Consider the following 19220-nt stretch of genomic DNA (forward strand, 5'->3'; position numbering starts at 1 on the left):
TTTATGCAGTGGCTGTCCAGGGAACTCAACCGGTTACGTTTCATTGTCTGAGTCAGACTTTTGGAAGGTTTCGGAAATGGATTCTGTGGTTCCGTCGAAGCCGTCATGGATGGAAAGGTCGAGTGTGATGATCTCTTTTTGATCTTCCATTTGTTTATTCTTATCTACGGTATCTTTTTCTTCATTCCCGCTGGTGTTCTTTCCATGATCGCCTGATATTTGACTGTTTTCGGTCGCTGTCATGGTAACGCCTGCCTGCCCGCGCTGATTCGCTAAATTATTGTTGTTGTGATTCGTATTGTAAAAGTTGATGTTAATGACGAATTCCAGGACGACCCCGTTTTTTTTATAGTGGTAGGAAGCAGTCTTTTTCTTTTGTTGATTGTCTTCCATTTTTCTGTCTCCTCCTTTAGTAGTTTGACGAGTAAAAAAAAGCCAGGCTGCCTCTATGAATAGATTTTCAGTTGTTACGGCAGCCATCCATCTGCTTATTCCTCGCTGTCGTCTAAGCCGTCTTCAACCTCTTCTTCACCGCCGCCTGCATTGATGATTCCTTCTTCGATATCATTTTCCCCTTCATCTTTCGCGATTTGACCCATCTGGTTGGCATTTTGACCGTATTTCTTGGCGATCTGTCCGCCCTGGTTGACGTTCGTACCGCGTTTACCGCTGACTTGTCCGCCTCCGGTTGCTGATATATCAACTCCTGCCAATCCGCCCTGGTTGCCCAGATTATTATCGTTACGGTTTCTATTATCCACTCTATTTCTATCTTCAACCCTGTTTCTATTATCGAATTCCGGGTTATTTTTATTGATATTGTCCACATTTCTGTTAGCCAATGACTTCACCTCGCTTTCTTTACTAGTATTACTATATTCTTTTGTCGAAAAAGTGATTGAGCGCTTGTCCGGCTTTTTGAAAATGCCAGTCTGACAAGATTATGATTCCTGGTGTCAAATATTCGCCATGGTCAAAAAGTACCGCATATGGGTTTCGATTCACCTGTTTAAAGGGAATAGGAAAAAAGGTGCAACACAAGTCCAATTAACGGACATACTAATCCTATTGACTATGAGAGAGTGATACGAATGTGGCTATTTTATGCGCTGATCATCATCGGAATCCTGATTGCCTGGATGGTGGTCGATTTCAAATTGGGTCGAAGCCGATTCATTCGCACCCGCACAAGAAGAAAGTACGAGAATCGTTATAGTGATATATCTTTGATTTCCCGAGGGCCCGAATTATTCGATAAAATGTTTACGGATATCAAAAATGCGGAATCTTCTATTCATACCCTTTTTTACATTGTTCAGAATGACCATCTCGGGCACCGGTTCATGGATCTTCTAAAAGAAAAGGCGAAGGAGGGCGTGAAAGTCCGTTTGATGATGGACCAGATCGGGAGTTTCCATGTTCCGAAGTCTAAAGTACATATGCTGAGGAGTGTCGGTGTGGAGGTCGCATATTGTCAGACAATCAAGTTTCCTTTTCCATTTTTCAGCTCACAGCAGCGGAATCACCGGAAAATCACGGTGATTGACGGGACCTGTGGGTATCTTGGAGGCTATAATGTCGGGAAGGAATACATCGATGAAAACGATAAACCCGAACTGTCGCCGTGGCGGGATTATCATATGAGAATCGAAGGGGAAGGCGTCCGTGACCTTCAGACAGAGTTCTGTATCGACTGGCACCGTGCTACCGGGAAGGATCTAACCAACGACCAGATGTATTTTCCCCCATCCAGAAAAGGGAGCCTTAAACATCGCATTTTCCCTACCGAAGGGGTCAATATCGAACAATTTTTCGGTGAATTCATCGAGGAAGCGAAGGAATCAATCATGATCGGGACACCTTACTTCATACCGACCAATCATTTGATGGATAAACTGCTGAAGGCACTCGACCGCGGCGTGAAGCTGACGATCATCGTACCGAATCAGGCAGACCATGCGCTCGTGAAGGAAGCTTCCTTCCCTTATCTCAGGCAGCTGCTCGCCAAAGGGGCTTTAGTTTATCAATTCATGAACGGCTTCTACCATGGTAAAGTCATGGTCATCGATGATCACTTCTGTGATATCGGTACTGCGAACTTTGATCAGCGCAGCTTTTTTCTAAATCTCGAATTGAATAACTTGATTTATGACAAACATTTTATTGAAATAGTAAAAAAAGAAATCGATAAAGACATAAAGGAATCGGACAGGCTGACTGCCGGTGAGTTGGAGTCCGTTTCGTTCTTCACAAGATGTAAAGAAAAAGTTGCTTCTGCGATTTCAATTCTGTTATAAGGGGGGTTCAGCATGAGAGTCCGACTGGGGTTTGTAGCAAATTCCCTTGCACTGTGGGATTCAAGTCCTTCCAAAACGATGACATACAGGCGGTTCACCGAGCTTCCCGCGCAGGAACGGATGGAGAAGCTCATGGAAGTGACGCGGTTGAATCTTGCCCACACCAAGCGCATCTTGTATTATTGCGCAGCCCATGAGATCGAACTGTACAGACTTTCAAGCTCCATCGTCCCATTGGCGACGCACCCGGATGTAGAATGGGATTTCCTTTCGCCTTTTAAAGAAGAATGGAACGAACTTGGAAGTCTGATCAAGAGATTCGGCATCCGGGCGAGCTTCCATCCGAATCAATTCACGTTATTCACCAGTCCGAGGCAGGAGGTCACCGACAATGCGGTCAAAGACATGGAGTATCATTACAGGATGCTTGAATACATGGGTGTGGAGAAGCAATCGGTGATCAATATTCACATCGGAGGCACATATGGGGATAAGAAAGCGGCTCTTGACAAGTTTCACGAGAATGTGAAGGCGATCCCGCCCGAGGTCAAGGGGATCATGACGCTTGAAAATGATGACAAGACGTATAATGTCAGCGAGACACTTGCTGCCTGTCAAAAGGAAGATATTCCGATGGTGCTCGATATTCACCATCACGAAGCGAATCTCAGTGAACATCCGCTGGAAGAATATCTGGAGGATATCTTCCGTACTTGGGAAGGGCGCGATCTTGTTCCGAAGATTCATATCTCTTCTCCCAAATCGGAGAAAGCCTTCCGTTCCCACTCCGACTATGTCGACCCGGATTTCGTGAAGCCTTTTTTTAAAACATTGAAGAAATTCGGCAAGGACGTGGACTTCATGATCGAAGCCAAGCACAAAGACCTTGCCATGCTGAAGCTGATCGAAGACCTCTCCTCCATCCGCGGCGTCAAACGCATCAGCGGGGGTGTAGTGGAGTGGTGAATAGAAAAGCGGAGGCGGCTCGCTCAGAGGCGACAAGCATAAGACAGGGAAGCCACAAAGGCGCTCTTTTGCCTTTTTGGATGGCATGGCTTATGTCTCGAGCCTCTAGCCGCTGGAGCTGGACAATTATCGAAAAAACACAGACCCGTCCCAAAGTCAGAACGGGTCCTTTATGTAGACCTTGCTATTTAAAAATCGCTTCAATCCACGGCTGAACCGCCATGAACGCTTTGAATCCCAAGTAAATGCCGACAATCCCCGCTATTCCCGCCAAAGCAGGCGGCGCCGGGATCGGAAGCTTGAACAGGGCGAAGATGAACCCTACCAAAAAGCCGGTGACGATGGCCAGCACAACAGTCTTCATGAACAACCTCCTAATCGAATCTGCGATCTTTCTACATACTAGTATACGTTAAGCAGTAAGAAAATATCATAAAAGAAGGCCCGTTCCTCAACAAGTGAGGGACGGGCCTTCAGACGTTTTACATTTTTTCAGGAGCCGCTACTCCGATCAAGGCAAGTGCATTTTGAAGTGTTACACGTACAGATTTGACGAGTGCGAGGCGGGCCGTTGTAAGTTCACGGTTTTCTTCGTCGAGCACCTTGTTGGCGTTGTAAAAGCTATGGAACGCCGACGCCAGATCATTGATGTAGTTTGCGACACGGTGCGGCGTGCGCTTCTCAGCTGCATCGGCGATCATTTGCGGGAATTCACCGAGCTTCTTGAGAAGGTCGACTTCTTTTTCCGTTCCAATCAGTCTCAAATCTATGCGGTCTTCTGATGCCAAGCCCTGCTCTTCCGCCTGACGAAGGATGGAACAGATGCGCGCATGTGCATACTGTGCATAATACACAGGGTTTTCATTGGACTGGGACACTGCCAAGTCGAGGTCGAAGTCCATATGTGTATCCGCGCTTCTCATTGCAAAGAAGTAACGAACAGCATCCAGGCCGACTTCTTCCACAAGTTCACGCAGCGTCACCGCTTTACCGGTACGCTTACTCATCTTCATCTTTTCACCGTCTTTATAAAGGTGAACAAGCTGGATCACTTCAACTTCAAGCTTGTCGCGGTCAAAGCCTAGCGCTTCGACGGCCGCTTTCATACGCGGAATATACCCGTGATGATCCGCTCCCCAGATGTTGATCAGTACATCATGGCCGCGCTCGAATTTATCCTGATGATACGAAATATCCGGAGTCAGATACGTATACGTACCGTCGTTCTTAATCAACACACGATTCTTGTCATCGCCGAGTTCAGTGGAACGGAACCATGTCGCGCCGTCTTCTTCATATACGTGGCCATTTTCACGCAGTTTCGCAAGCGCAGCGTCGATTTTCCCGTTTTCATACAGGGATGTTTCAGAGTACCACACATTGAACGGTACACGGAACATTTCGAGATCCTTCTGAAGCTTGGACATCTCAACCTTCAAACCGTATTCACGGAAAAATTTGTAGCGTTCATTTTCCTCCGCCTCGGCATATTTGGAACCGTATTCTTCCGCAAGCTTCTTACCGATCCCGATGATGTCGGAGCCATGGTAACCGTCTTCCGGCATTGACGTGTCCTGGCCAAGTGCCTGGAAGTAACGTGCTTCCACTGATTTTGCAAGATTATGAATCTGGTTTCCTGCGTCATTGATGTAATACTCACGAGTCACCTTATAGCCTGCTTTATCAAGCACATTGCACAGGGAATCGCCGACTGCAGCACCGCGGGCATGCCCAAGGTGAAGATCCCCGGTCGGATTGGCAGAAACGAACTCCACGTTTATGCGCTCTCCTTTTCCTGCATCGGACCCGCCATACTCGTGATCCTGGTCGAGAATCAACGGAATCAGATCCGTCAAGTAATCGTTGTTCATAAAGAAATTGATGAACCCGGGTCCGGCAATTTCCATTTTTTCAATCGATGCCTTTGATTGGTCAAAGTTTGCCATGATGTCATCCGCGATCATCCGCGGTGCCTTTTTTGCGACACGGGCAAGCTGCATCGCCATATTCGTGGAATAATCACCGTGTGTCTTTTCCTTCGGTGTCTCAAGGATGATGTCCGGGATCTGATCCTCCGTTGCCAGATTCGCTTTCAGAACCGCTGCTTTGATTTCGGATTTCAAGTTTGCTTGCACTTTTTCGACGATATTCATGCGCCTATTCTTCCTCCTTAAAATGGATCGACATCTCATAATCCCCGACCGGGCTGCCCTGCATGTTCAGCTCATATGAAAGGTTGAAATCACCTTCCGTCTTCGTCAGGTTTTTTGTATGTGTAAGTTTTTTTGTCTTTGTCGTAAGCAAGAGTGTGCCGAGTTCGCTTTCATAGGAACCGTTCATCTCTTCTTCTTCGTTAAATACCATTCTCATTTTCACGGCACCGCTTCTTAAGATAAGTGCCTGTGTATCGGTGATCTTGACGATTGTATGGATGGTTCCTTCTTCCTGCACTTCATCATACTTCAGAAAAAAGGCATCTCCTTTTTCGTAGTATTGGCCGAATGAAACCAGTTCAAATGAGTCGCTGTCTTCACCGATTGTGATATTTGTTTTCAAGTGAATTTTGACAGGCGTGGATTCGTTGTTTAGTTCTGTCAAACCACTCACATCCTTTTCTTTTTTAGGGTCCGGGCTTGGAATGGATCCGCCCCTTTTGCTGGGCGGTCTTCCTTCTAACTAATTAAGTATAAGAATTATTGGGTGAAAATGCAATGAAAGGGGCGGAGTTTTGGGTTGGAAGTTTGTGATAGTGAGAGTGAACAGCAGTTTAGCGCGGGATACAGATATATAGCTTTAAATACCGCTTTTGATTTCCGTGGAAGACTTCGCTTTCCGCGGGCGAGCGGGGAGCCTCCTCGTCGCTGCGCTCCTGTGGGAAGAAAAGCGGAGGCGGCTCGCTCAGAGGCGACAAGCATATGGCGAGCAAGCCGGAAAGGCGCTTTTTGCCTTTCTGGCTTGTTTGACTTATGACCTCGAGCCTCTAGCCGCCGGAGCTGGACAGGTCTCACATTAGCTGCTTTTCCCGCAGGAGTCTTCGTCTTCCACTACAATCAAAAGCTGGATTCGGTTAATACTATTATTGGACTTTAAAGTTGAATCTATTGAATGTACATCCACTCCACTTTTCTCAATTGCAAAGGCAATCCTATTTTTCATAAAAGTTATTTCACCCAGCCTAATAGCATTTCACGGATGAGTTTGCTGGCTGTGTTGGCTGTTTGTTCGGATGGGTCGTAGATCGGGGCTACTTCGACGAGGTCGGCTCCCACTACGTTTACGCCGGAGTGTGCAATTGCATGGATGGATGCAAGCAGTTCCTTGGACGTGATTCCGCCGCAGTCCACGGTTCCGGTTCCGGGTGCGTGGGCAGGGTCAAGGACGTCGATGTCGATCGTTACGTACACCGGACGGCCTTCAAGCTTCGGGAGGATTTCCTTAAGCGGTTCGAGCACTTCGAATTTCGAGATGTGCATGCCGTTTTCTTTTGCCCATTGGAATTCTTCCTTCATACCTGAGCGGATTCCGAACGAGTATACATTTTCAGGTCCGATATGCTCGGCAATCTTGCGGATCGGTGTCGAGTGGGAAAGCGCCTCTCCCTCATATTCTTCACGAAGATCCGTGTGCGCGTCCATATGGATGATTGCCAGGTCAGGATTCTTCTTCGCCACGGCTTTCATCACCGGCCATGAAACAAGGTGCTCCCCGCCCATGCCGAACGGGATTTTCCCGTCGCTCAACAGCTGATCGATATAGTCTTCGATCATATCGATGCTTCGCTGCGGATTCCCGAACGGAAGCGGGATATCGCCGGCATCAAAGAATTTCACTTCTTCCAGCTCACGGTCAAGATAGACACTGTATTCTTCAAGTCCGATCGATACTTCACGAATGCGTGCAGGGCCGAATCGCGAACCCGGACGGTAGCTGACCGTCCAGTCCATCGGCATCCCGTAAAGCACAACAGAACTTTGTTCATATGAAGGATGGCTCTTTATAAACACATTACCTGAATAAGCTTCATCAAATCGCATCATATTCAACCTTTCCATATCGAAGGCGGACTCTGCGGCCAGTCCCTCGCTAGTTTAAAGCATTTAAGGGTGTTTGTAATTGATTATTATTTCGTCAAGTCTTTCACGAATTTAGGAAGCACGAATGCTGCATTGTGCAGTTCCGGTGTGTAGTATTTCGTCTCGATTTCGTGGAAACGCTCTTCCGGGACTTCAATTGGGTCGTGTTTTTTTGATCCGATCGTGAATGCCCACATGCCGCTAGGGTAGGTAGGGATATTCGCTGTGTACAAGCGCGTGACAGGGAAGATTTCCTTTACGTCACGCTGCACCTGACGGATCAAGTCCGCTTTGAACCAGGGGTTGTCACATTGAGCGACAAAGATTCCATCTTCTTTAAGAGCTTTTGAGATTCCCGCATAGAAGCCTTTTGTGAACAGATTTACTGCAGGACCCACAGGCTCAGTGGAATCAACCATGATGACGTCATATTCATTTTCACTTTTCGCGATATGCATGAATCCGTCGCCCACTTGAACATCGACGCGCTCGTTTTCAAGTTCGCCCGCAATTTCAGGAAGGTATTTCTTGGAGTATTCGATGACTTTCCCGTCAATGTCGACCAGTACGGCTTTCTTCACGCTCGGGTGCTTCAGCACTTCGCGGATGACTCCTCCGTCCCCGCCTCCTACTACCAATACGTTCTCCGGATTCGGGTGTGTGAACAATGGAACGTGAGCGACCATTTCGTGGTAGACGAATTCGTCTTTCTGGCTTGTCATGACCATTCCGTCAAGGAAGAGCATGTTGCCCCATTCTTCTGTTTCGGCCATTTCAAGGTATTGAAAATCTGTTTGTTCTGTATGTAAAGTCTTCTTGATTTTCATCGTGATTCCGAAGTTTTCTGTTTGTTTTTCTGTGTACCAAAGTTCACTCATTGTTTCTACTTCCCTTCTTGATTTCTTTTTTATAGGCTTTTAATCGCCGCTTTTGATTTCCGTGGAAGACTTCGCTTTCCGCGGGCGAGCGGGGAGCCTCCTCGTCGCTGCGCTCCTGTGGGAAGAAAAGCGGATGCGGCTCGCTCAGAGGCTACAAGCATATGGCGAGCAAGCCGGAAAGGCGCTTTTTGCCTTTTTGGCTTGCTTGACTTATGACCTCGAGCCTCTAGCCGCCGCAGCTGGACAGGTCTCCCCAGCTTCGCTTTTCCCGCAGGAGTCTTCGTCTTCCACTACAATCAACCGCTGGATCCGCTTTAAATCAACAATCATCTTTCTTATAAAGATTAAACATTCCAATCTCTAATAAAAATTTAAGTTTCTATAAAAACACGTCCACATAGGACGTCATTTTTATCCTTCCCTATCATGATAAATACAAACATGAGAAAAAGTATAGTGGAATCTAGTAAAAATTAAAAGTGAAATTTTTTCTATCTCTGCGACGTTTAAAAACTCCCTAAACCTTTCATACTGTTTATATACACTTGATGTCCGGTATAAAACCCGTCCCCGGCTGTTTTAAAGAGCAGAGGGACTGCCCACAGCAGCGATTCTCATAGAAAACTATTTTATCAAGAAGGCGGGAATAGGGATGGAATTAATCACTCGTTCTAGAATGGAGAAAACAAAAAAATATGTGAGAGCAGCCGTTATTCTGTCTGTGTTAGTTTCTATCCTTGTGCTGGCCGGCCTGATCGGTGTGCTTGTATATGCAAAGATTCAAGGGCCGCCGCCGCTTGCCGTTCCGCAATCCACCCTTCTGTACGGTGCTGACGGGAAGGTGATCGGAGAGACGAATACCGGGGAGAAACGGTACTGGGTGGAACTCGACCACATTTCACCCGCCCTCATCGAAGCGACGATTTCGATCGAGGACAAGAATTTCTATCAGCATTACGGATTCGATGTGAAACGGATCGCCGGTGCGGCACTGGCAGACCTAAAGGCAATGGCCAAAGTTCAGGGGGCGAGCACCATTTCCCAGCAGTACGCCCGCAATCTGTTTTTAACGCACGACAAGACGTGGAAACGAAAGATCTCCGAAGCACTCTATACGCTGCGGATCGAAATGAACTATTCCAAGAAGGAAATCCTTGAAGGCTACCTGAATACTATCTATTACGGGCACGGCGCTTATGGGGTCCAGGCTGCGAGTCAATATTATTTCGGAAAGGACGCAGACCGGCTGACCACGGCAGAAGCAGCCATGCTCGCGGGCGTTCCGAAAGCCCCTTCCTACTATTCTCCACTGAAATCGATGGAGAACGCCAAGAAACGGCAGGAGCTCATTCTCGATTCGATGAAGGAAGATGGATTCATCACGAAACAGGAAAGTGAGATCACGAAAGCGAAACCGATCAAAGTCACCGGTCATCATGCCCATAAAACCGTGGAAACTGCCCCTTATTTTCAGGATGTGGTGAAAAATATCCTCCGCACCGAACTTGGTCTGGAAGAGCGGACGATTGAAATGGGCGGTCTCAAGGTGTACACCACCCTGAATACGGAGCATCAGGAAATTGCTGAGAAAGTGGCTGCAGAGCAGATAGGGGAGGAATCCGACATCCAGCTCGGCTTCGTCTCGATGAATCCTGTGAACGGGTATGTCACTTCGCTGGTTGGTGGGCGTAATTACGAGGAAAGTCCTTTCAACCGTGCCGTTCAGGCGATCCGTCAGCCAGGCTCGACGATCAAGCCGCTTCTTTACTACTCGGCACTGCGGCAGGGCTTTACCCCTTCGACGACGATGAAAAGCGAGCATACATCCTTCACCTTTGACGGCAATAAAAAATATGCGCCTCACAACTACAATAATAAATACGCGAACGATGACATCACCCTTGCCCAGGCGATCGCACTGTCCGACAACGTCTATGCCGTGAAGACCCACCTGTTCATGGGGCAGGATACATTGACCGAAACGGCAAAAGAAACATTCGGCCTTACCACCCCGGTCAAAAAATACCCGTCATCCGCACTCGGGACTTCAGGTGCGAGGGTAATCGATATGGTGAACGCCTACAATCTGTTCGCCAACGGCGGCTATAAAGTGAAACCTGTCTTCATCACCCGTGTGGAAGACTGGTCCGGAAATATCATATATGAAAAAAAGGTGAAGAAGGAACAGGTCCTCGACCCGGATACGGCCTACGTCATGACACATATGCTGAGCGGGATATTCGATCCCAAGCTGAATGATTACTCGACCGTCACCGGTATCCAAATCCGGAAAGACGCAACACGCCACTATGCCGGAAAATCAGGCACAACCAATACGGATAACTGGATGATCGGCTTTTCCCCCCAGCTGACAGCCGGGGTATGGACAGGGTACGACAAAGGAAAGGATATTTCCCTGATAACCGATAAACTGTATGCGAAGAAAATATGGGTGGAATTCATGGAGGAGGCACTGAAGGACGAACCCGTCAAAGCATTCAAGCCGACCAAAGGTGTCGTCGGCGTGGCGGTCAATCCCCATAATGGCAAACTCGCCACGAAGGATTGTCCCGTCCAGCGCTTCACCTACTTTGTAAAAGGCACCGAACCGACCGAATATTGCACAGAGCATCTCGGTGGGCACAAGGAAGCACCGAAAGATAGCGCACCATCCAAGAAAGACAGCAAACCGTGGTACAAAAAGCTGACAGACTGGATTTTCTGATCATTGGTTTTAAATGGCCCGTCCTCCGCTTCACTAAGCAGGGGACGGGCTTTTCATATGGCTAAAGCTTCAATTTCATCCCCTCGTGGGTGGCGCTGAAGCCAAGCTTCTGATAGAATCGCAGAGCCTCGGGGCGCTGTTTGTCTGTCGTGAGCTGCACCAGGCTGCAGCCTCGTTCCCTTGACCGATCAATCGCCCATTCAATCATTCGTGTGCCCACTCCCTGACCGCGGACAGATGAAGACGTCCTTACCCCTTCAATCGTCGCTCTCCAGCTTCCCTGATGCGTCAGATAAGGAGTAAACGTTAGCTGCATGACGCCGATGACTTCCGCTTCACAACAGGCAACGATCAGTTCATTGTTCGGATCTGAGTCAATCGCCCGGAAGGCTTGCCCATAACTTTCCGGGAGCGGGAGGATATAGCGTTCCCTCCCTTTCCCGAGTGCATCATCCGCGAGCATTGCCACGATCGGATCAAGATCCTTTTTAGCTGCCATTCGAAACGTAAGCTGTTCTTTCATGTAAGCGCCTCCTTTTTTTCTAAATCCTTTCCTTCATACTACCCACCGGACTTTGATAAGAAAAGTAGAAGTTTATTATGAAAAGTCATAAACGGAGCTTATGCCAGGATATGCAGAGGGGATTTGCGCAGAGGCGGGTGGCATAAGACGAACCGGCTGCGCAGGCTCTCTTTACCTTTTTGGCCCGTTTGGCTTATGACATGTGCCTTTAAGCACTAGAGCAGCCGAAAAAAGCGCTGTCCGTTCTACCGGCCGGAACTGGGGATTCCCGAAGGAAAAACGAAAAACCCCGGGTTTGTGCGAACCCGGGGTTTTTCATGTCCTAGTTTATGTGCAAACTGTGCTTTAAGTGTACTTTTTTTCCAAGACAAGTACAAGATGTGAAAGTCACTTTCAAAAAAATGTCACACTTTGTTCACAAATGTCGAAATTCAGTAAAAAATAAAATTGAAAGCCCGACACTCAGTGCGTTAACGCATTGAGCAACGGGCTTTACTAGTCGAATCCTATACAGGGCTGTCGAAGGACTATTCTGCATTCAATGCCTGTTTCAGTTCAGGCTTTGAACGGTCCCACATGCCCTGGTCATGGGTCTTGAGGAAGGTTGTGAGGATCTCTTTTGATTTATCATCCATCTGCTCGACGATGATGTGGCGTTTGATTGACTTATCCATGTGATTCACGTGCTCGGGCATCGACTTGTAGCCCCTGCGCTTTTCACGGTTAACGACCAATTCGCACGCCGTCAATCCTGCATAATAGGGGCCTTCCTCCATGCGGTCGATCGTCACCCAGATCAGCCAGTACGGCTTGCCGCCCGCTGAATCGTCACGATTATTCGTGAACTTGATCCCTTTTTCAATCGGGCTGCGCGCATGCATCGCGCCGATTTCAATCGTCGCTTCCCCTCCTTCGACATCAACCATGACAGGAGAAACGTTATCAAGGCTCAGCGACCCGACTCCGTAGCCTCCGTGACCGTCTGTCGGATCACTTTTTATGATATTAAATCCGATGTTCTTTTTCTTTTCCATCGTTTTCACTCCTTTTTAGCTAAGCCTGTTTTCTAAAAGATTGTGGCTTACGTACAATATGAAGGTGACTAATTGAAATGCTTACTCGTGCTCTTTTCGAAAGTGAGCTAAGAAAAAGTCTGGAATAAATTAACGAAAATACACAAGTTCCGGTATTTTCTGGTGTGTAAAGCTACACAGTTTGCGAAAAAGCTTAGCTGAAGATTGAAAAGATCGTTCCAAAAATCGCACTGAACGCCTGGCCCGTCGCATTCATCCCTGTCTGCAGGAACGGCCAGATTGTATATTGATCAAGCGGGGTGATCACCAGGATCAAAAACAGCAGGATGCCGTATTGTTCATATTGACTGAGCTTCGCCCGCACGTGGGGCGGCGACAGATCCTCGATGATCCGGTACCCGTCAAGCGGCGGGAACGGCAGTAAGTTAAACACAAACAAGAGGATGTTCAACTCGACGATCATCTGAAGGAGATCGACAACAAATGGAGGAACCCCTCCACCGCTTACACCCACATAAAAATAAAAGATTCCGAACGCAATGAACGCGATCAGGAAATTACTGAGCGGACCGGCTGCCGACACCAGGATGCCCGCAAGACGCGGATTCTTGAACCGCGACCGCATCACCGGAACGGGCCTTGCCCACCCGAAGCCTGCTATCAATATCAAGATCGTACCGAACGGATCCAGATGCTGAACAGGATTCAGCGTCAGCCTTCCCTGGTCCTTCGCTGTCGTGTCCCCGAATTTGTATGCCACATACGCATGCGCAAATTCATGGACCGTGAACGCCAGAATCAACGCGATGACCACAAACGGAAGCTCTTCCAGCGAAAAGACCGAAACTGACTCAAATAAATTGCGAAAAGTATCCAAATGTATGTACTCCTTTAAAAATGTTTTACTTTCTTATTCAATAGTATACAGAAAAAGTCCTGCTCATGACTTTCATCATCAAAGCTTGCTTCCCCGCTCTTCCGGGATTACAGTAAAGAAGCAGGGTTCTACCCCCGATTGTATCAAAATCAGAGATAAGGAGCGAATCATAATGCCTTACATTACCGTTAAAATGCTTGAAGGACGTTCAGAAGAACAAAAGAAAGCCCTCGTCGAAAAAGTCACGCAGGCCGTGAGCGAAACAACCGGGGCCGCCGAAGACAAAATCGTCGTATTCATTGAAGAAATGACGAAAGGCCATTACGCCGTTGGCGGGAAGAGATTGAGTGATCAGTAGACTTCACAAAGATACACCTTTGAAGCAATGGCTTTGAGGGTGTTTTTTGTCGCAAGGAGGATATTAAAACGGGATACGGACGAAAATGGATGCTACCAGAATTTCAATATAAGGTAAAATCAGCATATATCAATAAAAGTCAGCATAAACACTATTTTTTCAGCATAAATGAAAAAAAGTCAGCATATAATCCGATTTGTCAGCATAAATCCGGAAAAGTCAGCACATCAGGCAGCCATACTTATATAACTCCAGCCTACTCCCGTTCAAAACCGGCGACTGACAAATAAAAAGACCGCCCTTCCTAAAAGAGCAGCCCCTCCATCCATTATTGTACGACTTTTACCTTCTTCAAACCCTCAATGTAGGCAAACGCCTCATCGATTTCTTCTTCGGTATACTTCTGCTTGCTTTTCAGTGTGAATACTTTTTCGCAAACCTCTTCCTTAGAAAGATTATCAAAGTATAAGACCGTTGAAACAAGCTCCAAAAAGCGTGCGGACTGGCCGTTCATATCGGTCAGGCAGTCCTTGAGGCTCGGGATATCTTTTTCATAGATTGAAAGGAATTCTTCCCCTTCTTTCGTGACGGTGTAACGATATTGATAATAGCCGCCTTTTTTCTCCCGCACTTCCGAGATGAAGCCCATATTGCAGAGCTCCTCCACGCGCAGGGTCAGCTCTTCTGAATAAGGGCCGTAGAAATGAAATTGGAATTTTTCCTGAAACGGGAAGGCCAGCTTCTTGGCAATGAAGATCATCTTCTGCAGCTTCTTCCTTCCCACCACTTCACCGGACGCTAAAAAGGCACTCATCAGTTTTGCATGTTCTTTCAACAATGTACGTCATCTCCTACTCCTAGTATTGCGTTTAGCAGATTCTCCATTGGCTTTGGTGTCATGACTGTTTTATTAAAAAACAGCGCATTTCTAAGATAGTTCCAGAATCGTGCGGATCTGTCTCTTTATATTCTTCTTCGTTGATTCGTCATATAGTAAATCCACTGGATAGTATAATTTATGGTCCGTTCTGCGTTTGCCCGAGATCGAATCCACGATATCCGATTCCCTCGAGAGCTCCCGAAGCTCATCATTTCTCATTAAAAGATGGATCGGAAGACGTTCTTCTTCCTCACCCGGCCGGTAGAAATCGTACGGGAGGTCCGAAGAGGAGTCCACCACCAGATAATAGTCGGGATCGATCCCCGCTTTTTTGAACAAGTTCTCGAGCTCACTGTGCTTCTTGTATTCCTTCGCAGGATCGAATTCCACGTATTTAAAGAGGTTGCGGTTCATGAACCGCTCGCATAAATCGCGCAGAATCACGTCTTCTTCTTCCTGCCAAATCTGAAAATAATACATGATCACCGATTCATCGAGCTTTAAGTAGTCTTGAAGTGCCACATCCCCGGTAAAAAGGGAGTAAAAATGAAGGGGCTTCTGCTTAAAAGAGTATCCCGTTTCATGAAGCGCCTTCGCCCTATGTAAGATCTTCGTCAGAATTACTTCTGCACTTCGCGTCACAGGGTGGAAATAAACCTGCCAGTACATCTGATAGCGGCTCATGATGTAATCCTCGACAGCATGCATCCCGCTCTGCTTGATCACGACCTGATCTTCACGCGGCCTCATTACGCGCAGGATCCGCTCCATATCGAAGTGACCGTAGCTCACCCCGGTAAAATAAGCATCACGCTGCAGGTAATCCATGCGGTCGGCATCGATCTGGCTTGAAATCAGGCTCACAACCAGCTTGTTTTCATACGTCTTCGCGATGACCTCCGCCACATGCTTCGGAAAATCCTTCCCGACTTTCGAGAGAACCCCATTCACTTCTGTATCGCCTAGGATGATTTCCTGTGTAAAATGCTCATGATCAAGGTGGAACACTTTTTCAAAGGAATGTGAAAAAGGACCGTGCCCAAGATCATGAAGCAGCGCGGCACAAAGAGACAGCAGACGCTCATCCTGATTCCATTCAGGGCGTCCGTCGAACACATCATCCACGATACGGCGGATGATTTCATATACCCCCAATGAATGGTTGAACCTGCTGTGTTCTGCACCGTGGAAAGTCAGATACGTCGTTCCCAGCTGCCTGACCCTCCGGAGACGCTGGAACTCCTTCGTTCCAATCAGATCCCAAATCACGAGATCCCTTACATGAACATACCGATGAACAGGGTCTTTAAATACTTTTTCTTCATGTAATTTCTGCTTGGAATACTCCATCATCTACCCTCTTCCTGCCTAACATATTTCTATTATAGCGACTTTGGACCCGGCATTCATCTCGAAATTTGTCGAAAAAAATATAAAAATGTCCCCTAAGCACATCACGCCGGGCACTCCATCTGCCTCAAAAAAATTTCAGCCATTTACACCATCTTGACAAAACATTTACCTTCTTACCCTAATTCTCTATTCCTTAAATACTTTCCTTTAACCCGCAGACGTAAACCTCATGACACAACACCATCCAAATAGAGCGGGACGGGCGTTTTGCGGATTATAAGGAAAAAGAAAAAACTCCCTTATAGGAAGTTTCTCGGATCAGAACGGTTATTTCTTTATTTTCTTTTGAATTTTTTCCATTAATTCTTCTTCCGTCAATGCCGCTACCGGACGATTATTGACAAAAGCGAATGTCTTTTTCCGTCCTGGACCGCAATAGGACTGGCACGCGATATCTATCGGCGCATCCGGGTCCATCTCGTTTAATTTAGGAATCAAGGTCTTTAAGTTCACAGCCTGACAATCATCGCAAACACGGAATTCGTTTGCCATCTGCCAACAACCCTTTCTATCTATTGAAATCAACGTCATTTGACTAAACATCGATTTCTAGAATACAGCTTTCGGAGGGGATTTGCAAGAGAGCATGATTTCCAGGTGGAAGGGATACATCTTTATAAGCCGCTAATGATTTCCATGGAAGTCTTCGCTTTTCTCGGGTAGCCCGTGAACCGCCTAATCGCAACGAAACTACCAGATTCAAAAATTTTTTAACATATTCGTATAAAAATCTATAAAACTGCCCATCCTTAATTTAACGAGGCAATTTAAGTAGGCTCTTTTCACATACTTTGTTGTTTTCACCGGTGTCAACTCGTTCCCTTTTCAGCTTGAAAATGAAAAGAGCACGATAACACACTCCGTTTAAACTGACTGAAACACGTACGAGAAACAACAATTTTTAAGAAAATTGCCTTTAAGTAAATTATGGGAGTTGAGATGAATATGATGAAGACCAGACAGGATGCCTGGACAGATGAAAATGATCTAATGTTAGCCGAAACCGTCTTGCGTCATGTGCGCGAAGGCAGTACCCAGCTGAACGCTTTTGAAGAAGTCGGAGATAAACTGAACCGCACATCGGCAGCCTGCGGGTTCCGCTGGAATGCAGTGGTCCGGCACCAATATGAGAAAGCTCTTCAACTGGCAAAAAAACAGCGCAAACAGCGCCACCGCTTACTGGGGAAAGATCAGGGCGGAAAGAAAAAGCTATTATACAAGCCGCCTACACCTTCATTTGAAGAACTGGATGCTATGTCTCTATCAATGGAGGAAGCGGAAGAGGAGATGGAATTCCAATTCGAAGATTATATCCCGGCAACCGAGCAGCTTTCACAGAACTCTGCCAAGACAGAAGTTGAAGCCTCTGAAGCCGTTGAAGAACAGACCGTCGCACCGCAGGCACCCGCTGCCCAGCATATCGTGAACCCAGCCGGTCTTCGCGGGGAAGTCACGCTTGAAAAAGTGATTGCCTTCTTGCAAAACATGGCACAAACCAGCATGAACTCGGATATCGTAAAAATCGAGAATCAGAGATTGAAGCACGAAATCGCTGAGATTAGAAGAGAAAACAAAGAGCTTGAAAAGAAAGTCTCCGAACTCGAAAACAATTCGGTCACAATGCAGGAAGACTACGAAACACTCATGCAGATCATGAACCGCGCTCGCAAACTTGTCCTGTTCGATGAAGAAGGCGAAGCGAAAGCACCGCGCTTCAAGATGGACCGGAACGGGAATTTGGAAAAAGTCGCAGAGTAACTGTTGTACGCGAGCCCCCCTTAAACAGGGTTCCCAAGCCAGTATGCCTTTTTATTAAAAGGGTGTGCTGGCTTTTATTGGTTTCATGGCAGTATACGGGGGTATTTTTCGTTCATTTCAGTGAAGGCTGTACATTTTTTGAGCGAAATGACAAGGTTTATGAGCGGAATTTTGGATATATGAGCGAAATCGCCCTGTTTATGCGCGATATGTCAAATTTATGAGCGAAACAGGATACCTCCTCCAAAAATACACCCTGACGTATCTGCCGCTTCACAAAACAATCCTCACACTCTACTACTATCAAAAATCACCCAAATCGGCTCCAGAGCACCACAAGACGTACGAACTGCTTCCAGAAAAGTTTCAATTTTTCAACAAAGATTACTATAGCTTGTACTTGGCCAACCAATAAAAAAAGACCAAATGTGCACAACGGCCATTTGATCTTTTTTTATTTGATTACCCTAAAACCTTTTCGTTCCGATCGACTACACGTCCATAATACATGTCGTACATCGTGTACTCTTCACCCTGGAGGGCACTCGAGTAAATTTCGCCGCTGAATTCCTTCAAGGATCGAAGGAAACGAAGCATTACATCCTGGACGGATAACTCCACCCCCAACAACTCGGCAAGCGACGCCATCACTTCGGGCTCGATTTTCGGGAAGGTGAACTTTGACTGCTCCTCCCGAAGACCTTTTTCATAAAAATTCCGGATCAACTCCGCCCGTTCTGAACCGCTTCCGTTTACACAAAGGTAAATCTGAACGGCCACCCCGTTCCGGATCCGCCTCTGTGAGATCCCGGCAAACTTCCGGTCGCGGATACTCAAGTCATAGCTCCCCGGACAGTAGGACCGGGTGATTTCCTTCGCTTCGATATTCATATCAAAGTCCCTGAACATTTCCTTTATCAGCAGCAGCATCGCATCATAACCGCGGTTGATATCGATCCCCTTTTCCGAATCAGGGAACACCAACGAAATATTGAGGACCCCCTCGTCAAGGACGACCGCCAATCCGCCTGAATTTCGAACGATATATTGATAACCCGCTTCCTCCAACACATTCAACGCATCGGCCAGAAACGGCAATTTCGTATCCTGAATGCCGAGCACCACCGTCTGATGATGGACCCATGACCGTGCAGCCGGATCCGATTGACCCGCCCCCACAGCCGTACACAGCGTATCATCCATCGCAAACGACTGCAGCGCCCCGAACATCGGCCCGAGGCTCGACTGATCAATCACCCTCCACCGATCCCGGCGAAGCAGTTCATATGCTTTATCCTTATCCATAACGCTTCTCCTTCACTGAAAACATGCGGGTTAATTATATCATAAAATGTGGTGTGGATTGAAAACCGGGGTGGGGAGGGGAAGTGGGTGTGGGTGCCAGGCACAAAAACCGTAGATTGTGCCTGGCACCAAG

20 protein-coding genes are annotated in these 19220 nt (G+C 47.2%); 5 read left to right on the top strand and 15 right to left on the bottom strand.

Translation table 11 applies throughout. From position 1 onward, the window contains the following. Positions 1 to 33: 33 nt before the first annotated feature. Both V6B33_RS06705 and V6B33_RS06710 read right to left on the bottom strand, forming a co-directional pair. Positions 34 to 393 carry a hypothetical protein gene (locus tag V6B33_RS06705; RefSeq protein WP_334216962.1) on the bottom strand — a complete coding sequence of 120 codons (360 nt, stop codon included), beginning with the start codon at positions 391 to 393 and terminating at the stop codon, positions 34 to 36. 95 nt (positions 394 to 488) lie between these two features. Next, on the bottom strand, positions 489 to 851 hold the full coding sequence (locus V6B33_RS06710; RefSeq protein ID WP_442915480.1) for a hypothetical protein: 363 nt from the start codon (positions 849 to 851) through the stop codon (positions 489 to 491). A gap of 240 nt (positions 852 to 1091) precedes the next feature. On the opposite strand from V6B33_RS06710, the gene cls reads away from it, so the two are divergent. Together cls and uvsE are read left to right on the top strand one after the other, a co-directional pair. Beyond that, positions 1092 to 2297, top strand: a complete 1206-nt coding sequence (cls, locus tag V6B33_RS06715; protein ID WP_334216964.1) for a cardiolipin synthase — start codon at positions 1092 to 1094, stop codon at positions 2295 to 2297. Between the two features lie 12 nt (positions 2298 to 2309). After that, the gene (uvsE, locus tag V6B33_RS06720) at positions 2310 to 3263 is read left to right on the top strand and encodes a UV DNA damage repair endonuclease UvsE (protein ID WP_334216965.1); all 954 of its coding nucleotides are present in this window, start codon (positions 2310 to 2312) and stop codon (positions 3261 to 3263) included. 184 nt (positions 3264 to 3447) lie between these two features. On the opposite strand, the gene V6B33_RS06725 is transcribed toward uvsE, so the two are convergent. From V6B33_RS06725 to speE, 6 genes are all read right to left on the bottom strand, one after another. Further along, positions 3448 to 3627: a XapX domain-containing protein gene (locus V6B33_RS06725; protein ID WP_334216966.1), complete on the bottom strand. Its 180-nt coding sequence runs from the start codon at positions 3625 to 3627 to the stop codon at positions 3448 to 3450. Positions 3628 to 3745: 118 nt separating this feature from the next. Next, the gene (gene argS, locus V6B33_RS06730; protein ID WP_334216967.1) at positions 3746 to 5416 is read right to left on the bottom strand and encodes an arginine--tRNA ligase; all 1671 of its coding nucleotides are present in this window, start codon (positions 5414 to 5416) and stop codon (positions 3746 to 3748) included. A 4-nt stretch (positions 5417 to 5420) separates the two neighbouring features. Next, positions 5421 to 5870, bottom strand: a complete 450-nt coding sequence (locus V6B33_RS06735; RefSeq protein ID WP_442915482.1) for a DUF1934 domain-containing protein — start codon at positions 5868 to 5870, stop codon at positions 5421 to 5423. A gap of 402 nt (positions 5871 to 6272) precedes the next feature. After that, positions 6273 to 6419, bottom strand: a complete 147-nt coding sequence (locus tag V6B33_RS06740; RefSeq protein WP_334216969.1) for a hypothetical protein — start codon at positions 6417 to 6419, stop codon at positions 6273 to 6275. A 5-nt stretch (positions 6420 to 6424) separates the two neighbouring features. Further along, positions 6425 to 7297 (bottom strand): agmatinase, encoded by an 873-nt coding sequence (gene speB / locus V6B33_RS06745; protein ID WP_334217076.1) that lies wholly within the window; start codon positions 7295 to 7297, stop codon positions 6425 to 6427. An 86-nt stretch (positions 7298 to 7383) separates the two neighbouring features. Beyond that, on the bottom strand, positions 7384 to 8214 hold the full coding sequence (speE, locus tag V6B33_RS06750) for a spermidine synthase (protein ID WP_334216970.1): 831 nt from the start codon (positions 8212 to 8214) through the stop codon (positions 7384 to 7386). Positions 8215 to 8866: 652 nt separating this feature from the next. Between speE and V6B33_RS06755 the strand changes: the two genes are divergently transcribed. Then, a complete protein-coding gene (locus V6B33_RS06755) occupies positions 8867 to 10939 on the top strand; it encodes a transglycosylase domain-containing protein (protein WP_334216971.1) in 2073 nt (690 codons plus the stop codon). A gap of 61 nt (positions 10940 to 11000) precedes the next feature. On the opposite strand, the gene V6B33_RS06760 is transcribed toward V6B33_RS06755, so the two are convergent. From V6B33_RS06760 to V6B33_RS06770, 3 genes are all read right to left on the bottom strand, one after another. Further along, on the bottom strand, positions 11001 to 11462 hold the full coding sequence (locus tag V6B33_RS06760) for a GNAT family N-acetyltransferase (RefSeq protein ID WP_334216972.1): 462 nt from the start codon (positions 11460 to 11462) through the stop codon (positions 11001 to 11003). Positions 11463 to 11989: 527 nt separating this feature from the next. Beyond that, positions 11990 to 12496, bottom strand: a complete 507-nt coding sequence (locus V6B33_RS06765) for a YwhD family protein (RefSeq protein WP_334216973.1) — start codon at positions 12494 to 12496, stop codon at positions 11990 to 11992. A 193-nt stretch (positions 12497 to 12689) separates the two neighbouring features. Next, positions 12690 to 13373, bottom strand: coding sequence for a site-2 protease family protein (locus V6B33_RS06770; RefSeq protein WP_334216974.1), 684 nt, complete (start codon positions 13371 to 13373; stop codon positions 12690 to 12692). 172 nt (positions 13374 to 13545) lie between these two features. On the opposite strand from V6B33_RS06770, the gene V6B33_RS06775 reads away from it, so the two are divergent. Further along, the gene (locus tag V6B33_RS06775) at positions 13546 to 13731 is read left to right on the top strand and encodes a 2-hydroxymuconate tautomerase (RefSeq protein WP_334216975.1); all 186 of its coding nucleotides are present in this window, start codon (positions 13546 to 13548) and stop codon (positions 13729 to 13731) included. A gap of 328 nt (positions 13732 to 14059) precedes the next feature. Here the strand turns inward: V6B33_RS06775 and V6B33_RS06780 are convergent, their stop codons facing one another. The 3 genes from V6B33_RS06780 to V6B33_RS06790 all read right to left on the bottom strand — a co-directional run bounded on the left by V6B33_RS06780 (position 14060) and on the right by V6B33_RS06790 (position 16516). Then, a complete protein-coding gene (locus tag V6B33_RS06780) occupies positions 14060 to 14569 on the bottom strand; it encodes a YwgA family protein (RefSeq protein ID WP_334216976.1) in 510 nt (169 codons plus the stop codon). Positions 14570 to 14659: 90 nt separating this feature from the next. Then, positions 14660 to 15961 (bottom strand): HD domain-containing protein, encoded by a 1302-nt coding sequence (locus V6B33_RS06785; RefSeq protein ID WP_334217077.1) that lies wholly within the window; start codon positions 15959 to 15961, stop codon positions 14660 to 14662. Between the two features lie 330 nt (positions 15962 to 16291). After that, a complete protein-coding gene (locus V6B33_RS06790; protein WP_334216977.1) occupies positions 16292 to 16516 on the bottom strand; it encodes a DUF1450 domain-containing protein in 225 nt (74 codons plus the stop codon). Positions 16517 to 16972: 456 nt separating this feature from the next. On the opposite strand from V6B33_RS06790, the gene V6B33_RS06795 reads away from it, so the two are divergent. Then, the gene (locus tag V6B33_RS06795; protein WP_334217078.1) at positions 16973 to 17782 is read left to right on the top strand and encodes an RsfA family transcriptional regulator; all 810 of its coding nucleotides are present in this window, start codon (positions 16973 to 16975) and stop codon (positions 17780 to 17782) included. 462 nt (positions 17783 to 18244) lie between these two features. Here V6B33_RS06795 and V6B33_RS06800 read toward each other — a convergent pair whose 3' ends face one another. Beyond that, entirely contained in the window at positions 18245 to 19087 is an 843-nt protein-coding gene (locus V6B33_RS06800) for a lipoate--protein ligase family protein (RefSeq protein ID WP_334216978.1), read from the bottom strand. Positions 19088 to 19220: the final 133 nt, after the last annotated feature.

The organism is Mangrovibacillus sp. Mu-81, assembly GCF_036867415.1.
In the GTDB taxonomy this organism is placed as follows: domain Bacteria; phylum Bacillota; class Bacilli; order Bacillales; family Bacillaceae_B; genus Rossellomorea.